The organism is Agromyces fucosus, assembly GCF_004134865.1.
In the GTDB taxonomy this organism is placed as follows: Bacteria; Actinomycetota; Actinomycetes; order Actinomycetales; family Microbacteriaceae; genus Agromyces; species Agromyces fucosus.
Genome location: NZ_SDPO01000002.1, coordinates 477,978 through 495,156, shown reverse-complemented (window position 1 = coordinate 495,156; position 17,179 = coordinate 477,978). Strand labels below are relative to the sequence as shown.

Here is a 17,179-nt window from a genome sequence, read left to right as displayed (position 1 = left end):
GGTCGGATCGACCCGTATCCGAAGGGGAACAACACGCACATGACGTCTACACGCCTGATCGCCGCCGGCTCGCTCGCCGCACTCGCCCTGCTCTTCACCGGTTGCGCCGCCACCGGCACCGCTGCCGGCGAGGACACGAAGGGCGAGGCGTCGTCCGAGTCCGTGGAATCCGAGCCCAAGGCCGACGCCGGGCAGACCAAAGACGAGGCGTGCGGGATCGTCAAGACCAGCATGGAGGAGCTCACCGGGCTGACGACGGTGGACATGACCGACGCCGCCGCTGCACTCGCCGCGTTCGAGACCGTCAAGGTCTCGCTCACGGAGGCCTCGGGCAAGATCTCGAACGAAGAGGTCTCCGTCGTCGCGACGGGCGCCGCTGACGCCGTGACCGCGTACTCCGAGCTGATCACGGCCATCACCACCGACCCGGCCAGCGTCGACATGACGAAGATCAGCGAGCAGGCCGCGACGCTGCAGAAGTCCATGACGGACCTGGTCGGTGTCTGCTCGTCGATCGGCTAGTCGCGCGCGAGCAGCACTGACACGACAGGGGCGGGAGCTGTTGCTCCCGCCCCTGTCGTGTGTGCTGCGTGTGTACGAGCGCGGTCGCGCGTGCGCGACGACGCGGGAGACTCAGCCGCCGCCCATCGTTCGGGCGATGTCGGCCGCCGAGTCTCCCGCCCGACGCAGCACGAGCGCGACGAGGCCGAGCGCGATGAGCGTCAGCACGAGCATGATCGTCGAGACCGCCGCGATCTCGGGCCGCAGCCCGCTTCGCAGGGCGCTCAGCACGTAGACGGGCCATGGCGTCGAGCCCGAGACCGAGACGAACGCCGCGATGACCGTGTTGTCGAGGCTGAGCGTGAACGAGAGCAGGAACCCGGCGAGCACGGCGGGCATCGCGAGCGGCAGGGTGACCTTGCGGAAGGTGCGGGTCGGCGTCGCGTAGAGGTCGGCGGATGCCTCCTCGAGCTGTGCCTCCTGACCGACGAGCCTCGCCCGTACGAGGTACGAGACGACCGTGATCGAGAACAGCGAGTGGCCGATCACGAGGCGCACGATGCCGTCGTTGAAGAGCGACATGCCGAGGTCCTGGCCGAGGAAGACCATCCACGGCAGCAGCGCGACCGCGTCGACGATCTCGGGCGTGACCGAGACGAGCAGCAGCAGTCCCATGAACCACCACACCCACTTGCCCGGATGCCGCGCCATCGCGATGCCCGCGAGGGTGCCGAGCACCGTGGCGGCGAACGCGGCGACGAAGCCCGTCTCGACCGAGATCCACACGGCGTCGCGGATGGCGGGCTTCGCGAGGAGCGCGAGGAACGAGTCGAACCCGAAGCCGTCCCACGAGACGAGCAGCCGTCCCACGTTGAACGAGGAGACGATGATGACCGCGATGGGGGCGAACAGGAAGACGAGCACCAGGACGCCCCACACGTCGAACGCGACATCCGACCACGCCTTGCGCGACCGTCGCACCTGTCGCTGCGCTGCTGGAGCACTCATGCCGCGACCTCCTCATGAATCGAAGCGGATGCCGGCGCCGTCGCCGGCGCACCGATCACGAGCCGGTGGCTCGCCCGGATCGGCAGGGTTACGAGCCACACGATCGCAGCGCCGACGGCGACGGTGGCGAGGATGACGATGATCAGCACGACCGCCATCGCCGAGCCGAGCGCCCAGTTCTGCGCGGTCTGGAACTGGCTCGCCACGAGCTGGCCGACCATGTTGCCCTTCGCCCCGCCGAGCACGGTCGCCGTGATGTAGTCGCCCATGAGGGGGATGAACACCAGCAGCACGCCCGCGATGATGCCGGGCTGCGCGAGGGGCAGGGTGATGCGGAAGAAGGTCGTCCACTTGCCGGCGCCGAGGTCCTTCGACGCCTCCCGGAGCGGCCCGTTCACCCGGTCGAACGCGACGAACAGCGGCAGGATCATGAGCGGCAGGTAGTTGTAGACGACGCCGAGGAGGACCGCGCCGCGGGTGTTCAGTATGGCGAGGGGCTCGAAGCCGATGCCCTGCAGCGCCGTCGACAGCCAGCCGTCGGGCGAGAGGATCACCTGCCAGCCGAGGGTGCGCACCAGGAAGTTCGTCCAGAACGGCACCATCACGAGCGCGACGAGGAGGCCGCGCCGCGACGGCGGAGCCTTCACCGCCATCCAGTAGGCGACGGGCAGTCCGATCAGGAAGCACAGCACGGTGCCGACGACCCCGACCCAGAGCGTGTTCTGGAACGTCGCGAAGAACGTCGGGCTGAAGACCTCGGCGTATCGGTCGAATGAGAGCCGGTCGGTGGCCTGGGTGGCGAAGATGCTCGGCTTGTAGCCGAAGCTGAACCACACGACCATCCCGACCGGGGCGACGAAGAAGACGGCGAGCCACGCCCAGGCGGGTGCCGCGAGCAGGAATCCGGGGAGTCGTTTACGCACCAGCCGCCGCCTTCGTCGCGTTCCAGATCTGCACGACCCGCTCCTGCGCCTCGGTCAGCTCGCCCTCGTGCATGGTCGCGACCTGCTCGGGCGTGAAGAACACGAGGTCGAGCATCGGCAGGCCGGCGTCCGACGCCACCTGCTCGATGCCCTTCGCGCCGGTGTCGTACCCGATGTAGTCGAGTTCGGCGAGCGCGTTCTCGGGGGAGAGCACGTAGTCGATGAACGCGTGCGCCGCCTCGGGGTTCGGCGCCCCCGCGGCGATCGCCCAGTTGTCCATCCAGATCTCCGTCGCCGGTGAGCCGAGCACGTACTTCCAGCGTTCCGGCTCGGGGCTCTCGAGGATGCCCAGGCGGGCATCGCCGTTGTACGACTGCATGAGCATCTGGGTCGCCTGCGGGATCGCGCTGCCGCCCGGGTAGGAGTCGAACGCCGAGATGTGCGGCGCGAGCTCGTTCACGAGGAACGCCTCGGCCGCGTCGAGGTCATCGGGGTCGGTCGTGGTCCACGGGATGCCGTTGGCCCAGAAGTAGATGCCCGTGATCTCCGAGGGGTCGTCGAGCAGCGACGTCCTGCCGCTCGCCTCGTTCTGCGCCGCGTCGATGAAGTCGTTCCAGTCCTTCAGCTCGCGGTCGATCGCGGTGACGTCGTACACGAACCCGGTCGTGCCCCAGGCCTTGCAGATCGAGTACTCGTTGTCGGGATCCCAGGCCCGGCCGAGGAACGTCGGGTCGACGTGCTTCAGGTTCGGGATGAGGTCGTGGTTGAGCTTGGCCAACAACCCGTGCTCGGCCATCTGCGCGACGAAGGTGCCGGTCGGCACGACGATGTCGTAGCCGCTCGTGCCGCGCGCGCCGACGAGCTTCGCGACCATCTCCTCGTTCGAGTTGAAGGCGCTGAGCGAGATCTTCGGGCCGAGGTCGGCGGTGAAGGCGTCGAGCACGTCGGGGGCGTCGTAGTCGCCCCAGGTGTAGATCGAGAGCTTCGACTCGAGCGGGCCGCCAGAGGCCCGCGCGGTGGTGGGCGACCCGGTCGGCGCGCACGCGGCGAGCAGCCCGGCCGAGCTCGCCGCGGCGGCGAAGCTCAGGAAGCGGCGACGCGAGAGCTCGCGCCGGATGGTCTTGGCCGCGCCGGCGGGCGCGAGGATGCGGATCTCTTCGGATGACATCGTGACTCCTCGGGGCTCAGACGGTCGGCGGCGCGACGTAGCCGCTCGCGCTCGCCGCATCGTCGGCCGGGAAGAGGAGCACGCTCTCGGCGCGCCACGAGCACACGACCGCGTCGCCGACCGACAACTGCGGCGCCTCGGGCGAGGGGCGACGTGCGATGAGGCTCTGGTCGTCGCCGAGGCGCACGAGGTATTGCATGGTCTCGCCGAGGTGCGAGACGCCGATCAGGCTGCCGCGGGCGGTGTTCGCCGCACCGGATGCGTCGGCTGCGACATCCGCTTCGATGCTCACGAACTCGGGGCGCACGGCCGCGAGGCCGGTGCCGCCCGCTGGGAGTCCGGCAGAGGTGCCGCGCACGAGCGCGTGCGTCGAGTCGACGGCCGTGCCGCCCTCGACGACCGTGCCGCTGAAGAAGTTCTGTTGTCCGACGAATGCGGCGACGTACGCCGAGGCAGGTCGGGCGTAGACCGTGTCGGCGTCGGCGAGCTGCTCGATGCGACCGCTGCGCATGATCGCGATGCGGTCGCTCATCGAGAGCGCCTCGCCCTGGTCGTGCGTGACGAAGACGAAGGTGACGCCGAGGCGCGACTGCAGCAGCTTCAGCTCGAGCTGCATCTCTTCGCGCAGCTGCCGGTCGAGGGCGCCGAGCGGCTCGTCGAGCAGCAGCACCGAGGGCCGGTTGACGAGGGCGCGGGCGAGCGCGACGCGCTGCTGCTGGCCGCCCGAGAGCTGGGTGGGCTTGCGGTCGGCGAAGCGGCGCATCTGGGCGAGGTCGAGCGCGTCGACGACCCGGTCGTGGATCTCGGCCTTCGGGGTGCGCTTCTGCTGGAGACCGTACGCGACGTTCTCGGCGACCGACATGTGCGGGAAGAGGGCGTACGCCTGGAACACGGTGTTGACGTCGCGTCGGTAGGGCGGCACGCCGAGCACTGAACGGCCCGAGACGCGGATGTCGCCGTCATCTGGTTCCTCGAAGCCGGCGATCATGCGCAGCGTCGTGGTCTTGCCGCACCCCGAGGGGCCGAGGAGCGAGATGAACTCGCCGGCCTCGATCGTGAGCGAGAGGCGGTCGACGGCGGTCGAATCGCCGTAGTGCTTGGTGACGGCGTCGATGACGACCGTTCCGGGAGCCTCTGCGCCGGGCGACGAGGTGGTCGCCGCCTCCGCCTCGGTGGTCGTTGCCGTGGTCACGTGCCAGCACCTCCAGTTCACCCGCACACCGTCGCGCAGGCTTGCCATTCAATCCGTGAGGCCCTTCGTGTGCAATGCGCGCGACCGTGAACGCGACAAACCATCGGGCGGGCGGCGCCCGCCCGACAGTCCGTCTGAAATTTCTCCTACGCGGAGTGACGTCCGCGTCAGGCGTTCAGCGCCGCCGTCGGCGACGTACGTGCGGCTCGCGCCGCGGGCAGCGCGCCGGCCACGGCCCCGACGACGACGGTCGCGACCACGCCGGCGGCGAGCACGGCGGGGGGCACCGCCACGAGCCATCCGTTCGCTCCGGCGACGACCGCCGTGATCACCCAGCCGATCGCCGTGCCGGCGATGCCGCCGCACAGCGCCAGCAGGATGGCCTCGACGAGGAACTGCGAGCGGATGTGTCCGCGCGTCGCGCCGAGCGAACGCCGCAGGCCGATCTCCTGGCGCCGCTCGAGCACCGAGATCACCATCGTGTTCGCGACGCCGATGCCGCCGACCAGCAGGGCGATGGAACCCACGCCCACGAGCAGACCCGTGAAGGCCTGGTCGATCGTGTTCTTCGCAGCGAGCGCATCGGAGGGACGGCTGACCTTCACCTCGGTCGGCGACTCGGGATTGATCGTGGCGGGCAGGATCTCGCGAACCTGCTCGACGAGGTCATCGGCCGAGCGTTCGTAGATCACCGTCGGCGACCCGTTGAATTCGAAGAGCTCGGCGGCGATCGGCCCGCCCACCACCGCGACGGAGTCGAGTTCGGGGGCGAGCGGCGACGGGTCGAGGATGCCGGCGACCGTGAACTGCCGCCCGCCGATCTCGACGGCGCTGCCGATCGTGACGATGCCGAGGCGCTCCGCGGCCTTCGCTCCGAGCACGACGACCGGGAACTGCTCGGTGGCGCCGTTGAGCCACGCGCCCGAGGCGAGCCCGGTGCCCGTCGCCGCCAGCAGGTCGAGGTCGGCGGCGACCACGGTGAGTCCGCCGGTGGCGCCCGGATCGATGAGCGCGTTGCGGTAGACGTGCACGTCGGCGAGCGTGGCGCTCCAGCTCGCCTGTTCGACGCCGTCGATGCGCCGCACGCGATCGATCGCGTCGGCGGGCAGTTCGGAGTCCTTCCCGAAGAAGTCGGATCCGGCCGTGGCGGTGAGGAGGTTCGTGCCGAGCGCGGCGAGCTTCTGCTTGACGAGCGCCTCGCTCGACGTCGAGATGCCGACCACGGCGATCATCGCGGCGATGCCGATCGCGATGCCGAGGGCGGAGAGCACCGCGCGCATCGGCCTCGATCGGAGGCCGTGCAGCCCGAGCCCGAGCAGGTCCGCCGTGCGGAGACGGGAGCGCAGGCCGTTCACGAGCGAGACCCGGCCATGACGCCCGCCCCGGTCGACAGCACGCCGTCGCGGATGCCGACCCGACGGGGCATCCGCTCGGCGACCTGCGGGTCGTGGGTGATCACGACGACCGTCGTGCCTCCTGCGTTGAGTTCGGCGAGGATCGAGACGATGGCCTCGCCCGAGCGGGTGTCGAGCGCCCCCGTGGGCTCGTCGGCGAGGAGCAGGGCCGGTTCGCCGACGACGGCGCGAGCGATCGCGACGCGCTGACGTTCGCCGCCCGACAACTCGTTCGGGCGGTGGCGGGTGCGAGCGGCGAGTCCCACGCGCTCGAGTGCGATGGCGGCGCGTGCACGTCGCTCGGCCTTCGGCACCCCGGCGTAGAGCAGGCCGGTGGCGACGTTGTCGAGCGAGGTGACGCCCTCGGCGAGGTGGTACTGCTGGAACACGAAGCCGATGGTGTGCGCACGTAGGCCCGAGAGCTCCGCGTCGCTCATCTCGCCGGTGTCGTACCCGTCGATCTCGATGTCACCCGAGCTCGGCCGGTCGAGGGTGCCCATGAGGTTCAGCAGCGTCGACTTGCCCGAGCCGCTCGGGCCGACGATCGCGAGCATCTCACCGCGCTCGACGTCGAGGTCGGCATGCCTGAGCGCGACGGTGGGCGGTGAGCCGTAGGTGCGCGTGACCGAGCGCATGCGGATGAGCGGCGCGCTCACTCGGGCACCACGACCTCGTCGCCGGCTTCGAGCTCGCCGCCCGTGACCTCGACGAGTCCGTCGGCGAACAGGCCGAGCTCGACCGTCACCGTCTTCACGGCGCCCTTCTCCACGATCTCGACGGCGAAGCCGCCGCCGGTGCGTGCGAGCAACGACGTGACCGGCACGAGCAGGGCATCCTCCCGCCGCACCGCCGCGAGCTCGCCGCTGACGCCGACGTCGTCGAGCCCGTCGGCGGCCGCCGGGTCGTCGAGCGTGATCGTGATGGGCAGCTTGAGTTTCTTCCCGCCCTGGTCGTCATCCTGCTCGACGGGGGCGCCGACCGCGCTCACCGTGCCCTGCACGGTGCCGCCGCCGGGAAGGGTGAGCTGCACCTGGGTGCCGACCGGTGCGATCGGTTCGAGGTTCGGCGGGAGGAAGGCGTTCACGCGCTTCACGGTGTCCGACACCGCGATGACCGATGGGCCGGCGCCCGCGCCGACCTGCAGCTTGCGCTCCGCCACGCGCACGGGAGCAGGGGCGAACACGATGCGGCCCGGTTCGATCGAGCCGGTCTGCTCGAGGCCGAGGGACTTCTGCCAGCGCTCGATCGCCGCAGCGGTCGAGCCGGCGAACTCCGAGTCGGGTTCGCGCTCGAAGAAGCCGAGCGCGGCGAGGTTCTGCTCGAGCTGCAGCACGTCGGGGCCATCGTCCATGCCTTCGGCGAACGGCCGCCACATCGGCAGTGCACCGAGCAGGAGCACCACCGGGTCGTCGTCGACGCGGAACATCGTCGCGCCGCGGTCGAGCACGGCGCCGGCGTCGGGCAGCCAGGTGATCGTGCCGCCGAGGGTCGTGCCGAGCTCCTGCGTCGTGCCGTAGCCGAGGCGGCCGTTGAAGCGGACGCGCTCGGTCAGGTCGCCGCGGGTCACGGCCGTGGTTGCGACGTCCGCAGCCTCGTTCGCCGCGTCTCCGCCCTCCGTCGACGACGCCGGCCAGGTCACCGCGAGCACCGTGCCGGCGATGCCGAGCACGGCGACGCAGGCCCCGGCGATGAGCCAGGGGGCGCGGCGACGCCGTCGGGCGGGCGGGGTCGCCGCGTCATCCGTCATCGCGTCATCGCCCGTCTGAGGTTCGGCGCTCACTCTTCGTCCATCGTCGGGTAGTCGGCAGCTTCGCTGCACGCATCGATGTCGGCCGGGTCGAACTCGTCGATCGACATCGCCTCGCTCATGCCGACCGAGCCGTCGGCCGAGATCTCGGGGTCGGGGTAGTCGTAGCCGCGTTCGCGCATGCACGCGGCGAAGCGCAGGGAGGCCTCGTTCATCTCCTCGGCGTCGGGCATGCCCGGAATCACCGGCGGTTCGCCGACCTTGTCGATGCACTTCCTGTTCGCGGCATCCATCGCCTCGACGTCGATCTCGTCGGGGTCGACGGCCTCGCCCGAATCCATCGTGGTGCTGTCGCTCGCCGTGCCGTCGGCGGTCGTCGCCATCTGCATGTCGATGCCCTCCCCCTTCATGCAGGAGGTGAACTCGGCGGACCATTCCTCGTAGGCGGCATCCGAGTCGCCGGACTTCAGATCAGCCGAATCCGCTCCGTTCGGTGCGCAGGCGCTGAGCGCGAGGAGCAGGGCGATACCGGTGAACGCGAGCCCTGCACGGGCTCCGCGAGTGGAACGTGTGGTCATGGGGTGTCCTTTCGATCGCGCCACGGACTGGCGCAGAACTCAGCTCACACATAGGGCGGTTGTAGTGGAGTAAAGGTCGGCATTGACGTTTTCCTTACGCCCGACGGGATTCACTGGACGAGTCGGTCGGAACATCCGGATGCCGTGATCGAGAGGAGTGGGACGTGCGCGTGTTGATCGTGGAGGATGAGCCGTACCTCGCCGAGGCCGTGCGCGCCGGGCTCGCTCTCGAGGCGATCGCAGCGGATGTCGCCGCCGACGGCGACGCCGCCCTCTTCAACATCGACGTCAACGACTACGACGTCGTGCTGCTCGACCGCGACCTTCCGGGTGTGCACGGCGACGAGGTCTGCCGCACGCTCGTCGCCCGCGAGGAGCGCCCCGCGATCCTCATGCTGACCGCGGCGCGCCGACTCGGCGACAAGGTCGGCGGCTTCGAACTCGGCGCCGACGACTACCTCGCGAAACCGTTCGAGTTCCCCGAACTCGTCGCGCGCGTGCGGGCGCTCGGGCGCCGCCGGTTCACCGCTCTGCCGCCGCGGCTCGAGGCGGCGGGCGTGACCCTCGACCCGTTCCGGCGGGAGGTGTACCGCGAGGGACGATTCATTCGCCTCAGCCGCAAGGAGTTCTCGGTGCTCGAGGTGCTCATGCGCGCCGGCGGGGGAGTCGTGAGTGCCGAGACGCTGCTCGAGAAGGCCTGGGACGAGAACGCGAATCCGTTCACGAACTCGGTGAAGGTCACGATCTCGACCCTCCGCCGCAAGCTCGGCGAGCCGTGGATGATCCGCACCGACCCCGGTGCGGGCTACGCGATCGATGCGGCGCATGGCTGAGCCCGCGGCATCCGCGCCCCGCAGCTATCGCCTGACCGTGCGTGCGCGGCTCGCGCTCACGTATGCCCTGCTGTTGACGACCGCGGGCGCCGTGCTGCTCGTGATCGTCGCCTTCGTCGTCGGCCTCGTGCCGAGTTACGAGTTCGCGGCGACGGCCGAGCCGGCCGCCACGCTCATGGAGCCGCACGAAACGATCCCGCTCGAGTCGACCCCGCTCGACGCGGCGACTGGTGAGGCGGTGCCGGCGGTCCCGATCTACGACCCCGGCATCCTCTCCCTGTCGACGACCGCGGCGACCGTCGTCGTGAGCTCGCGATCAGACATCCTGCAACTGCTGCTCTGGGTGTCGGTCGGGGCACTCGCACTCCTCGCCGCGGGCGGCGCCTGGGCGGGCTGGTTCGTCGCCGGCCGTATGCTCAAGCCGCTGCAAGAGGTGAACATCGCCGCGCACCGCGCCACTCGCGGTCACCTCGACCACCGCATCGGGCTCACCGGCCCTCGCGACGAGATCACCGACCTCGCCGACACCTTCGACGGCATGCTCGACTCGCTCGAGCGTTCGGCCGATGCCGATCGTCGATTCGCGGCGAACGCCTCGCACGAACTGCGCACGCCGCTCGCGACCACCCGCACGATGCTCGACGTGGCGCTGAGCGCGCGGGGCGGTGACATGCAACTGCTCGAACGCCTGCGCGAGATGAACGAGCGCAGCATCGCGACCGTCGAGGCCCTGCTCGACCTCTCCGAACTGGAGTCGACGGAGTCCGGCGACGCCGGGCCGGTCGATCTCGCGGCCGTCGCGACATCCGTCGTCGACGAAGGGAAGGCGGAAGGCGACGCTGCAGGGGTGCGCCTGACCTCGACGCTCGCGCCCGCGGTCGTCGAGGGCGACGAGGTGCTGCTGCGGCAGCTCGTCGCGAACCTCGTGCAGAACGCGATCCGCCACAACGAGCGCGGTGGGTTCGTGACGGTGGCGACGGATGCCTCGGGCTCCGTGCCGACCCTCGTCGTCGAGAACAGCGGGGCCGAACTCGACGACGCGACCGTCGCGACCCTGACCGCACCCTTCACGCGGGGAGGCGGACGCACGCGCGACGCCGCCGATCGCGGGCGCGGACTCGGCCTCTCGATCGTGGCCGCGATCGTCGCCCGCCACGACGCAGAACTCGAGCTCTCGCCACGGGTCGGAGGGGGCCTGCGCGCCACGGTGCGCTTCCCGCGCTGAGGCACTCGCGCCGCCTCGCCTCGCGCGCTCACCCCTCGCCGCCCCTGTCACCTCTGCAACCGCGTCGAGGTGACAGTCGTTGTCGCCGGCACGCCCAGAGGAGCGACAAGAGCTGTCATCTCGATGGCTTCCACGAGGGCTGCGACCGGCATCGACTCGTCCTCCACACGGAACGTCGCAGTGCGTGCTCCTCGGCTCGTGCCATCTCGGGCCACGCCGCAGGGCCGATCGGAAGACGATCGACGGATGAGCCGACCGTCACGTCTCCCGCCGCGCTTCGAGGCAGTTCCCTTCTCGACCGCCGATGCGCTCGCTGCAGGCGTTTCGCCCCGACGCCTCCGATCGACGACCCTCGCGGCGCCGCATCGTGGTGTCCGTGTCGACGCGCAGCGCCTGCGCACGCTGCGCGAGCGCTGCTCGGCACTCGCGGTCGTCATGACCGACGGCCAGGCGTTCACCGGCCCGACCGCCGCGGTCCTCCTCGGTCTTCCCCTCCCGCTCGCGATCGAACGCGATCCGCGCCTGCACGTCATCGCAACCGACGGCACACGTGCGCCGCGCCGCCGCGGGGTGGTTGGGAGCCGCACTTCGGCCGAGCCGAGACTCGTCGCTGTGGCGGGTGTTCGAGGCGCACGGGTGACGGCACCGGCCGACACCTGGTGCTCGCTCGCGGAGCATCTCGGCGTCGACGACCTCATCGCCGCGGGGGAGCGGCTGCTCGGGTTGCCGGCCCCGCTCGCCGACGAACCAATGATCGACGAAGCGATCCAGCGTCATGGGTCGAAGAGAGGTACGAGGCGGCTGGCCGAAGCCCGCCAGGCGATTCGGGCGAACGTGTACTCGCGCCGCGAGACCTTCACGCGACTCGTGCTCACCCGTGCCGGGTTTCCCGAACCCGAACCGAACGGCCCGATCCTCCTGCGCTCGGGGCGGCGCACGAGAGGAGATCTGGTGTTCCGCGCGTACAAGGTCCTCGTCGAGTACGACGGCGAACAACACCTCTTCGATGTCGGCCAGTGGGCGACGGATGTCTCGAGGCTGAACGACCTCATCGACGACGGGTGGTGGGTCATCCGCATCACGAAGGGCACCCCACGCGCGGACCTCCTCGCTCGCACCGCTCGCGCACTCGCGGATCGAGGGTGGGTCGGCGTCGCCGGCGGATCGAGGTGACAGTCCTTGCCGGGTGAGCTCGGGATGCGGCGGCAAGAAGTGTCATCTCGAGGGGAGGGGTGCTGGAAGGAGCAGCCGACAAGGCGCGAGAGCGCGGAACTTCCGAGGCGCAGAAGAACGTCGAAAGTTCACCCCCCGAATCGCAGGGTCGACCTCTTCGAACGAGCGCAGAGTGGATGCACAGCCACCCCGACGGCGCCGAAGCAGACGCCGAACGGAGCACCACGAAGCATCCGCCCGCTGCACCGAAGGAGCAACACCATGAGCACGAACCGCCCCGGCGACCAGACCCAGACCGCAGCCGAGCTGCAGCTCGAGTGGGACGCGAACCCGCGGTGGGACGACATCAGCCGCGACTACAGCGCAGAAGACGTCATCGCCCTCCGCGGCCCGGTTCGCGAGGAGCGCACGCTCGCCAAGCGCGGCGCCGAGAAGCTCTGGCAGGACATCCAGCAGAACACCGGCACGGCCTTCGCCCCGCAGGAGGACCCGCAGTGGTCGGCCGCGCTCGGCGCCCTCACCGGCAACCAGGCCGTGCAGCAGGTCCGCGCAGGCCTGAAGGCGATCTACCTGAGCGGCTGGCAGGTCGCGGCCGACGCGAACCTCAGCGGCCAGACCTACCCCGACCAGTCGCTCTACCCCGCCAACTCGGTGCCGGCGGTCGTGCGCCGCATCAACAACGCGCTGCTCCGCGCCGGCCAGATCGAGCAGGGCACCGACGACCGCGACTGGATGGCCCCGATCGTCGCCGACGCCGAGGCCGGCTTCGGCGGGCCGCTGAACGCGTACGAGCTCATGCACCAGATGATCGAGGCCGGCGCGGCGGGCGTGCACTGGGAGGACCAGCTCGCGAGCGAGAAGAAGTGCGGCCACATGGGCGGCAAGGTGCTGGTGCCCACGAGCCAGCACATCCGCACGATCAACGCGGCACGCCTCGCAGCGGATGTCGCCGGCGTGCCGTCGATCATCATCGCCCGCACCGACGCCCTCGCGGCGACCCTCCTCACGAGCGACCACGACGAGCGCGACCGCCAGTTCGTCACGGGCGAGCGCACGGCCGAGGGCTTCTACGAGGTGCAGAACGGCATCGAGCCGGTCATCGCCCGCGGCCTCGCGTACGCCGAGTACGCCGACCTGCTCTGGGTCGAGTCGGCCGAGCCCGACCTCGATCTCGCGCGCCGCTTCGCCGAGGCCGTGCACGCGAAGTTCCCGGGCAAGCGCCTGAGCTACAACTGCTCGCCCTCGTTCAACTGGAAGCGCCACCTCGACGACGACCAGATCGCGAAGTTCCAGCGCGAGCTCGCGTCGATGGGCTACGCGTTCCAATTCATCACCCTCGCGGGCTTCCACTCCCTGAACCACGGCATGTTCACGCTCGCGAAGGATTACAGCGAGCGCCACATGTCGGCCTACGTCGAGCTCCAGGAGGCGGAATTCGCCTCGGAGGCATCCGGATACACCGCCACGCGCCACCAGCGCGAGGTGGGCACCGGCTACTTCGACCAGATCGCCACCGCGCTGAACCCCAACAGCGCAACCCTCGCCCTCGTCGGATCGACCGAGGAAGAACAGTTCAACCACTGACCCGCTCACGGGCATCGAACTCAGAGGAGCAACGACCATGAACACCACACCCAGCATGACGCTCGAACGAGAGCGAACGGATGCCGCATCCGCTCGCCGACCCGAACCGAAGCGCGCCACCGGCAGCTTCCAGACCGTCGAACCGCGCATCGAGATCACGGCACCGCTCGGCGAGCGGTACGACCAGATCCTGACGCCCGAGGCGCTGCAGTTCCTCGCGGAGCTGCACGACCGCTTCGCCGGCACGCGGCATGAGCTGCTCGCCGTGCGCTTGCAGACCCGCGTCGACGCGGCGAACGGCCGCGACCCGAAGTTCCTGCCCGAGACCGAGTCGATCCGGAACAACGCCGGGTGGCGCGTCGCCGGTGCCGGCCCGGGCCTCGAGGACCGCCGGGTCGAGATCACGGGCCCGACCGACCGCAAGATGGCCATCAACGCGCTGAACTCCGGTGCGAAGGTGTGGCTCGCCGACCACGAGGACGCCACGAGCCCCACTTGGGCGAACGTCATCGAGGGTCAGCTGAGCCTCTTCGACGCGCTGCGCGGTCGTCTCGAGTACACGAGCCCCGAGGGAAAGCAGTACCGCGTCACGGCCGAGCAGACGCCGACGATCGTGATGCGCCCGCGCGGCTGGCACCTCGTCGAGAAGCACCTGAAGTTCCACGACCGGGCGGGGCGGGCGATGCACGCCTCGGGTTCGCTCGTCGACTTCGGCCTGTACTTCTTCCACAACGCGCAGGCGCTCATCGCCGCCGGCCGCGGGCCGTACTTCTACCTGCCGAAGCTCGAGTCGCACCGCGAGGCGAAGCTCTGGAACGACATCTTCGTCTACGCGCAGAACCGGCTCGGCATCCCGCAGGGCACGGTGCGCGCGACGGTGCTCATCGAGACGATCCAGGCCGCGTTCCAGATGGACGAGATCCTCTACGAGCTGCGCGACCACTGCGCGGGGCTGAACGCCGGGCGCTGGGACTACATCTTCTCGATCGTGAAGACCTTCCGCTCGCGCGGTCGCCGCTGGGTCCTGCCCGACCGCAAGGCGATCACGATGACGGTGCCGTTCATGCGGGCGTACACCGAGCTGCTCGTCGCCACGTGCCACAAGCGCGGGGCGCACGCCATCGGTGGCATGAGCGCGTTCATTCCGAACCGCCGCGACCCCGAGGTGACCGAGCGCGCGCTCGCCGCGGTGACGGCCGACAAGCGCCGTGAGGCCGGCGACGGCTTCGACGGCACCTGGGTGGCGCACCCCGACCTGATCCCGACCGCCCGTGCCGAGTTCGACGCCGTGCTCGGCGACCGGCCGAACCAGGTCGACCGCCTCCGCGACGACGTGCACGTGACGGCGGCCGAGCTGCTCGACATCCCGTCGATCGGCGGAGCGGTCACCGAGGGCGGCGTGCGCGACAACGTGTCGATCGCGATCCGCTACATCGAGTCGTGGCTGCGCGGCACGGGTGCAGCGGCGATCGACAACCTCATGGAGGATGCCGCGACGGCCGAGATCTCGCGCTCGCAGATCTGGCAGTGGCTGAACGAGAACACGGTGACCGCCGAGGGCACGCGCATCGACCAGACCTCGATCGTGCGGCTCATGGCGGAGGCCGTGGCCGCGCTGCCGCGCTTCGAGGGCGACCGTTTCGACGACGCCATCTCGGTGTTCCGCAGCGTCGCCCTCGAGCCCGAGTTCCCGACCTTCCTCACCGTCGGCGCGTACGCGCGCTTCCTCTGAGACAGGGCCCGAGGGGGCCGTCCCGACCGCATCCGGTGATCCCGGAGGTGCCACGGTCGGGGCGGCCCCTTCGCCGCGCGCGCCTCGTCTGCAAGAATCGGTGCTCGTGACCCAGTCGACCGCCTCCGCCGTTCGCATCCGCCCCGCAACGAGCACGGATGCCGCCGCGCTCTCGTCGCTCGCCGCCGCGACGTTCCCGCTCGCGTGCCCGCCGCACACGACGCCCGAGGCGATCGCCGACTTCATCGCGAAGAACTTCGGCGTGGATCACTTCGAGGCGTACCTCGCCGATCCCGATCGCATCCTGCTCGTGGCGGAGGCGCCGGCACGGGCGGCCGATGCCGACGACGACGGGGGCGCCCCGCGCCTGCTCGGCTACACCATGCTCGTCGGGGGCGAACCCGGCGACCCCGACGCCGCTCGAGCGGTGATCGCCCGGCCCGCGATCGAGGTCAGCAAGGTCTACGCCCTCGCGGAGTCGCACGGCACGGGCACCGGCGCCGCGCTCATGCGAGCGTCGCTCGACGCCGCCCGGGCGGCCGGAGCCGCGACGGCGTGGCTCGGCGTCAACGAGGAGAACGCGCGAGCGATCGCGTTCTACGAGCGCCACGGCTTCGTGAAGGTCGGCGACAAGCACTTCGTGGTGGGTGGCCGGGTCGAGGACGACTGGGTGATGGAGCACTCGCTCACGGCGGTGCCGTCGCCGGTCGGCTAGCTGTCCTCGTCCGCGTCAGCGCAGCGGCACGCCCACGTCGCTGCCGCCCTCGGGCGTGAGCCTCGAATTCATCGACAGCAGTGTCGGCGCCGGCACGAAGCCGCCGGCGAAGAGCGCCTCGCCCTGCCGGAACCACGGTGACCGGGCGATCAGGGCGGTCGGCGCGTAGCCGAAGTACGTCGCGAGCCCCTCGAGGTCGACGGGCGAGCTCATCTTCATCAGGGCGAGGTTGTCGCACTGGGAGATGATGCCGGGGGCGACCTTCGACGGACGTTGCGTCGAGAGCAGCAGCCACAGGCCGAACTTGCGCCCCTCGGCGGCGATCTGCACGAGCCGTTCGCGCACCGCGACGGCGAGCGGCGAGGTCAGCGCGGGGGAGCAGAGGTTGTGCGCCTCGTCGATGACCAGGAGCACCGGTCGCCGCTCCTCCCGACGGGCCCAGAGCTCGTCGAGGACGGAGAGCGCAACGACGAGCTGCTGATCGGGCGTCGAGAATCCGCCGAGGTCGAGCACGGTGGCATCCGCTCGCTCGTCGATCACGAGCGTCGCCTCGCGGTCGTGGCCCGCCCAGACCTCCCAGTTCAGCAGTCCCATGTTCTCGATGCGGAGGCCGAGCGCCCGCTTGGCGGGCGCGGACGAGCCGAGCAGTTCGGGCAGCAGTTCGTTCGGCTCGATCGCGCTGAAGGTCTCGCTCAGGTGCACGACCGCATTGAACTCCTCGCGATCGACGACGGGGTCGAGGCGGAGCACTGCGGCCTTCGCCTCGAGGGTCAGCGCCGGGAACCTGGCGCGGAGCGGGATGGCGCCTTCGACGTTCGGGCGCAGCACGCGGATGTCTCGGTGCCGCAGCAGCTCGGCCGTCGGCCCGCTCGCGTCGGGGTTCAGCTCGCCGAGCCGCACGAAGTCCGAGTTGGGGTCGAAGACCACGACGGGCAGCGCCGTGTGCGCGATCAGCTGTTCGAGCACGACCCCGAGCGCGTACGTCTTGCCCGAACCGCTCTGCCCGCACCAGAAGGTGTGGCGGTTGAAGCGGTGGGCGAGGAGCCGGGCCGCCCGCAGCGGCGGGCTGAGGTTGACGCCGATCTCGAGGGTCGCCCCCATGTCCGCGTGCACGAGGTCGATCGTGGCGCCGTCGGCCACCTCGACATCGGCGCCCGCGAACGGCAGACCGCCTCGGGGATCGAACCGGGTGCCGTCGATCGCGCCGAGCAGACGCCCGTGCAGCGCTTCGGGCTCGCCGTCGGCCGTCGACGTCCGCTCCTCGACGAGGGCGAGCAGGCGCGTGGTCGTCGTGGTCACGATCAGCAGCGTGCCGGCGATGAACGGCGTGCCCGAGGCATCCGGAACCGTGAACGATCGGCCGTCTTCGGAGTGCGCCGGACGCATCGGGGTGTCGGTCATCCGCC

General features: G+C 70.3%; 16 protein-coding genes. 7 read left to right on the top strand and 9 right to left on the bottom strand.

What is annotated here, in order from left to right; all coding sequences use genetic code 11:
* The first annotated feature begins 39 nt into the window (after positions 1-39).
* Entirely contained in the window at positions 40-522 is a 483-nt protein-coding gene (locus ESP57_RS08015; RefSeq protein ID WP_115958758.1) for a hypothetical protein, read from the top strand.
* A gap of 111 nt (positions 523-633) precedes the next feature.
* Here the strand turns inward: ESP57_RS08015 and ESP57_RS08010 are convergent, their stop codons facing one another.
* The 8 genes from ESP57_RS08010 to ESP57_RS18410 form a co-directional block, all read right to left on the bottom strand.
* Positions 634-1,509, bottom strand: coding sequence for an ABC transporter permease (locus ESP57_RS08010; RefSeq protein WP_056005684.1), 876 nt, complete (start codon positions 1,507-1,509; stop codon positions 634-636).
* Positions 1,506-2,432 (bottom strand): ABC transporter permease, encoded by a 927-nt coding sequence (locus tag ESP57_RS08005; protein ID WP_243648457.1) that lies wholly within the window; start codon positions 2,430-2,432, stop codon positions 1,506-1,508. Before ESP57_RS08005 ends, ESP57_RS08010 begins: the two co-directional genes overlap by 4 nt.
* On the bottom strand, positions 2,425-3,600 hold the full coding sequence (locus ESP57_RS08000) for a polyamine ABC transporter substrate-binding protein (protein WP_056005677.1): 1,176 nt from the start codon (positions 3,598-3,600) through the stop codon (positions 2,425-2,427). Before ESP57_RS08000 ends, ESP57_RS08005 begins: the two co-directional genes overlap by 8 nt.
* Before the next feature lie 16 nt (positions 3,601-3,616).
* A complete protein-coding gene (locus ESP57_RS07995; protein WP_243648456.1) occupies positions 3,617-4,792 on the bottom strand; it encodes an ABC transporter ATP-binding protein in 1,176 nt (391 codons plus the stop codon).
* A 167-nt stretch (positions 4,793-4,959) separates the two neighbouring features.
* Positions 4,960-6,147 carry an ABC transporter permease gene (locus ESP57_RS07990; RefSeq protein ID WP_243648455.1) on the bottom strand — a complete coding sequence of 396 codons (1,188 nt, stop codon included), beginning with the start codon at positions 6,145-6,147 and terminating at the stop codon, positions 4,960-4,962.
* Positions 6,144-6,842, bottom strand: a complete 699-nt coding sequence (locus ESP57_RS07985; RefSeq protein WP_341539076.1) for an ABC transporter ATP-binding protein — start codon at positions 6,840-6,842, stop codon at positions 6,144-6,146. Before ESP57_RS07985 ends, ESP57_RS07990 begins: the two co-directional genes overlap by 4 nt.
* On the bottom strand, positions 6,839-7,966 hold the full coding sequence (locus ESP57_RS07980; RefSeq protein ID WP_165877415.1) for a peptidoglycan-binding protein: 1,128 nt from the start codon (positions 7,964-7,966) through the stop codon (positions 6,839-6,841). The genes ESP57_RS07985 and ESP57_RS07980 overlap by 4 nt, the downstream gene beginning before the upstream one ends.
* Positions 7,963-8,511, bottom strand: a complete 549-nt coding sequence (locus ESP57_RS18410) for a hypothetical protein (RefSeq protein WP_056005664.1) — start codon at positions 8,509-8,511, stop codon at positions 7,963-7,965. The genes ESP57_RS07980 and ESP57_RS18410 overlap by 4 nt, the downstream gene beginning before the upstream one ends.
* A gap of 164 nt (positions 8,512-8,675) precedes the next feature.
* On the opposite strand from ESP57_RS18410, the gene ESP57_RS07975 reads away from it, so the two are divergent.
* From ESP57_RS07975 to ESP57_RS07950, 6 genes are all read left to right on the top strand, one after another.
* Positions 8,676-9,344, top strand: a complete 669-nt coding sequence (locus ESP57_RS07975) for a response regulator transcription factor (protein ID WP_115958750.1) — start codon at positions 8,676-8,678, stop codon at positions 9,342-9,344.
* Positions 9,337-10,569, top strand: coding sequence for a sensor histidine kinase (locus ESP57_RS07970; RefSeq protein ID WP_129231173.1), 1,233 nt, complete (start codon positions 9,337-9,339; stop codon positions 10,567-10,569). Before ESP57_RS07975 ends, ESP57_RS07970 begins: the two co-directional genes overlap by 8 nt.
* 246 nt (positions 10,570-10,815) lie before the next feature.
* Positions 10,816-11,742, top strand: a complete 927-nt coding sequence (locus ESP57_RS07965; protein ID WP_129231172.1) for a hypothetical protein — start codon at positions 10,816-10,818, stop codon at positions 11,740-11,742.
* A gap of 261 nt (positions 11,743-12,003) precedes the next feature.
* The gene (gene aceA / locus ESP57_RS07960; RefSeq protein ID WP_115958744.1) at positions 12,004-13,326 is read left to right on the top strand and encodes an isocitrate lyase; all 1,323 of its coding nucleotides are present in this window, start codon (positions 12,004-12,006) and stop codon (positions 13,324-13,326) included.
* 37 nt (positions 13,327-13,363) lie between these two features.
* Positions 13,364-15,058, top strand: coding sequence for a malate synthase A (aceB, locus tag ESP57_RS07955; RefSeq protein WP_243648454.1), 1,695 nt, complete (start codon positions 13,364-13,366; stop codon positions 15,056-15,058).
* A 106-nt stretch (positions 15,059-15,164) separates the two neighbouring features.
* Positions 15,165-15,773, top strand: a complete 609-nt coding sequence (locus ESP57_RS07950) for a GNAT family N-acetyltransferase (RefSeq protein ID WP_129231171.1) — start codon at positions 15,165-15,167, stop codon at positions 15,771-15,773.
* Between the two features lie 15 nt (positions 15,774-15,788).
* Here the strand turns inward: ESP57_RS07950 and ESP57_RS07945 are convergent, their stop codons facing one another.
* A complete protein-coding gene (locus tag ESP57_RS07945; RefSeq protein ID WP_082571115.1) occupies positions 15,789-17,174 on the bottom strand; it encodes an ATP-binding protein in 1,386 nt (461 codons plus the stop codon).
* Between the last annotated feature and the right edge of the window lie 5 nt (positions 17,175-17,179).

Excerpts from the sequence above, each read along its gene's own strand:
- ESP57_RS08015 (WP_115958758.1), top strand. The coding sequence starts at position 40 with ATGACGTCTACACGCCTGATCGCCGCCGGCTCGCTCGCCGCACTCGCC.
- ESP57_RS08010 (WP_056005684.1), bottom strand. The coding sequence starts at position 1,509 with ATGAGTGCTCCAGCAGCGCAGCGACAGGTGCGACGGTCGCGCAAGGCG.
- ESP57_RS08000 (WP_056005677.1), bottom strand. The coding sequence starts at position 3,600 with ATGTCATCCGAAGAGATCCGCATCCTCGCGCCCGCCGGCGCGGCCAAG.
- ESP57_RS18410 (WP_056005664.1), bottom strand. The coding sequence starts at position 8,511 with ATGACCACACGTTCCACTCGCGGAGCCCGTGCAGGGCTCGCGTTCACC.
- ESP57_RS07970 (WP_129231173.1), top strand. The coding sequence starts at position 9,337 with ATGGCTGAGCCCGCGGCATCCGCGCCCCGCAGCTATCGCCTGACCGTG.
- ESP57_RS07965 (WP_129231172.1), top strand. The coding sequence starts at position 10,816 with ATGAGCCGACCGTCACGTCTCCCGCCGCGCTTCGAGGCAGTTCCCTTC.
- aceA (WP_115958744.1), top strand. The coding sequence starts at position 12,004 with ATGAGCACGAACCGCCCCGGCGACCAGACCCAGACCGCAGCCGAGCTG.
- aceB (WP_243648454.1), top strand. The coding sequence starts at position 13,364 with ATGAACACCACACCCAGCATGACGCTCGAACGAGAGCGAACGGATGCC.
- ESP57_RS07945 (WP_082571115.1), bottom strand. The coding sequence starts at position 17,174 with ATGACCGACACCCCGATGCGTCCGGCGCACTCCGAAGACGGCCGATCG.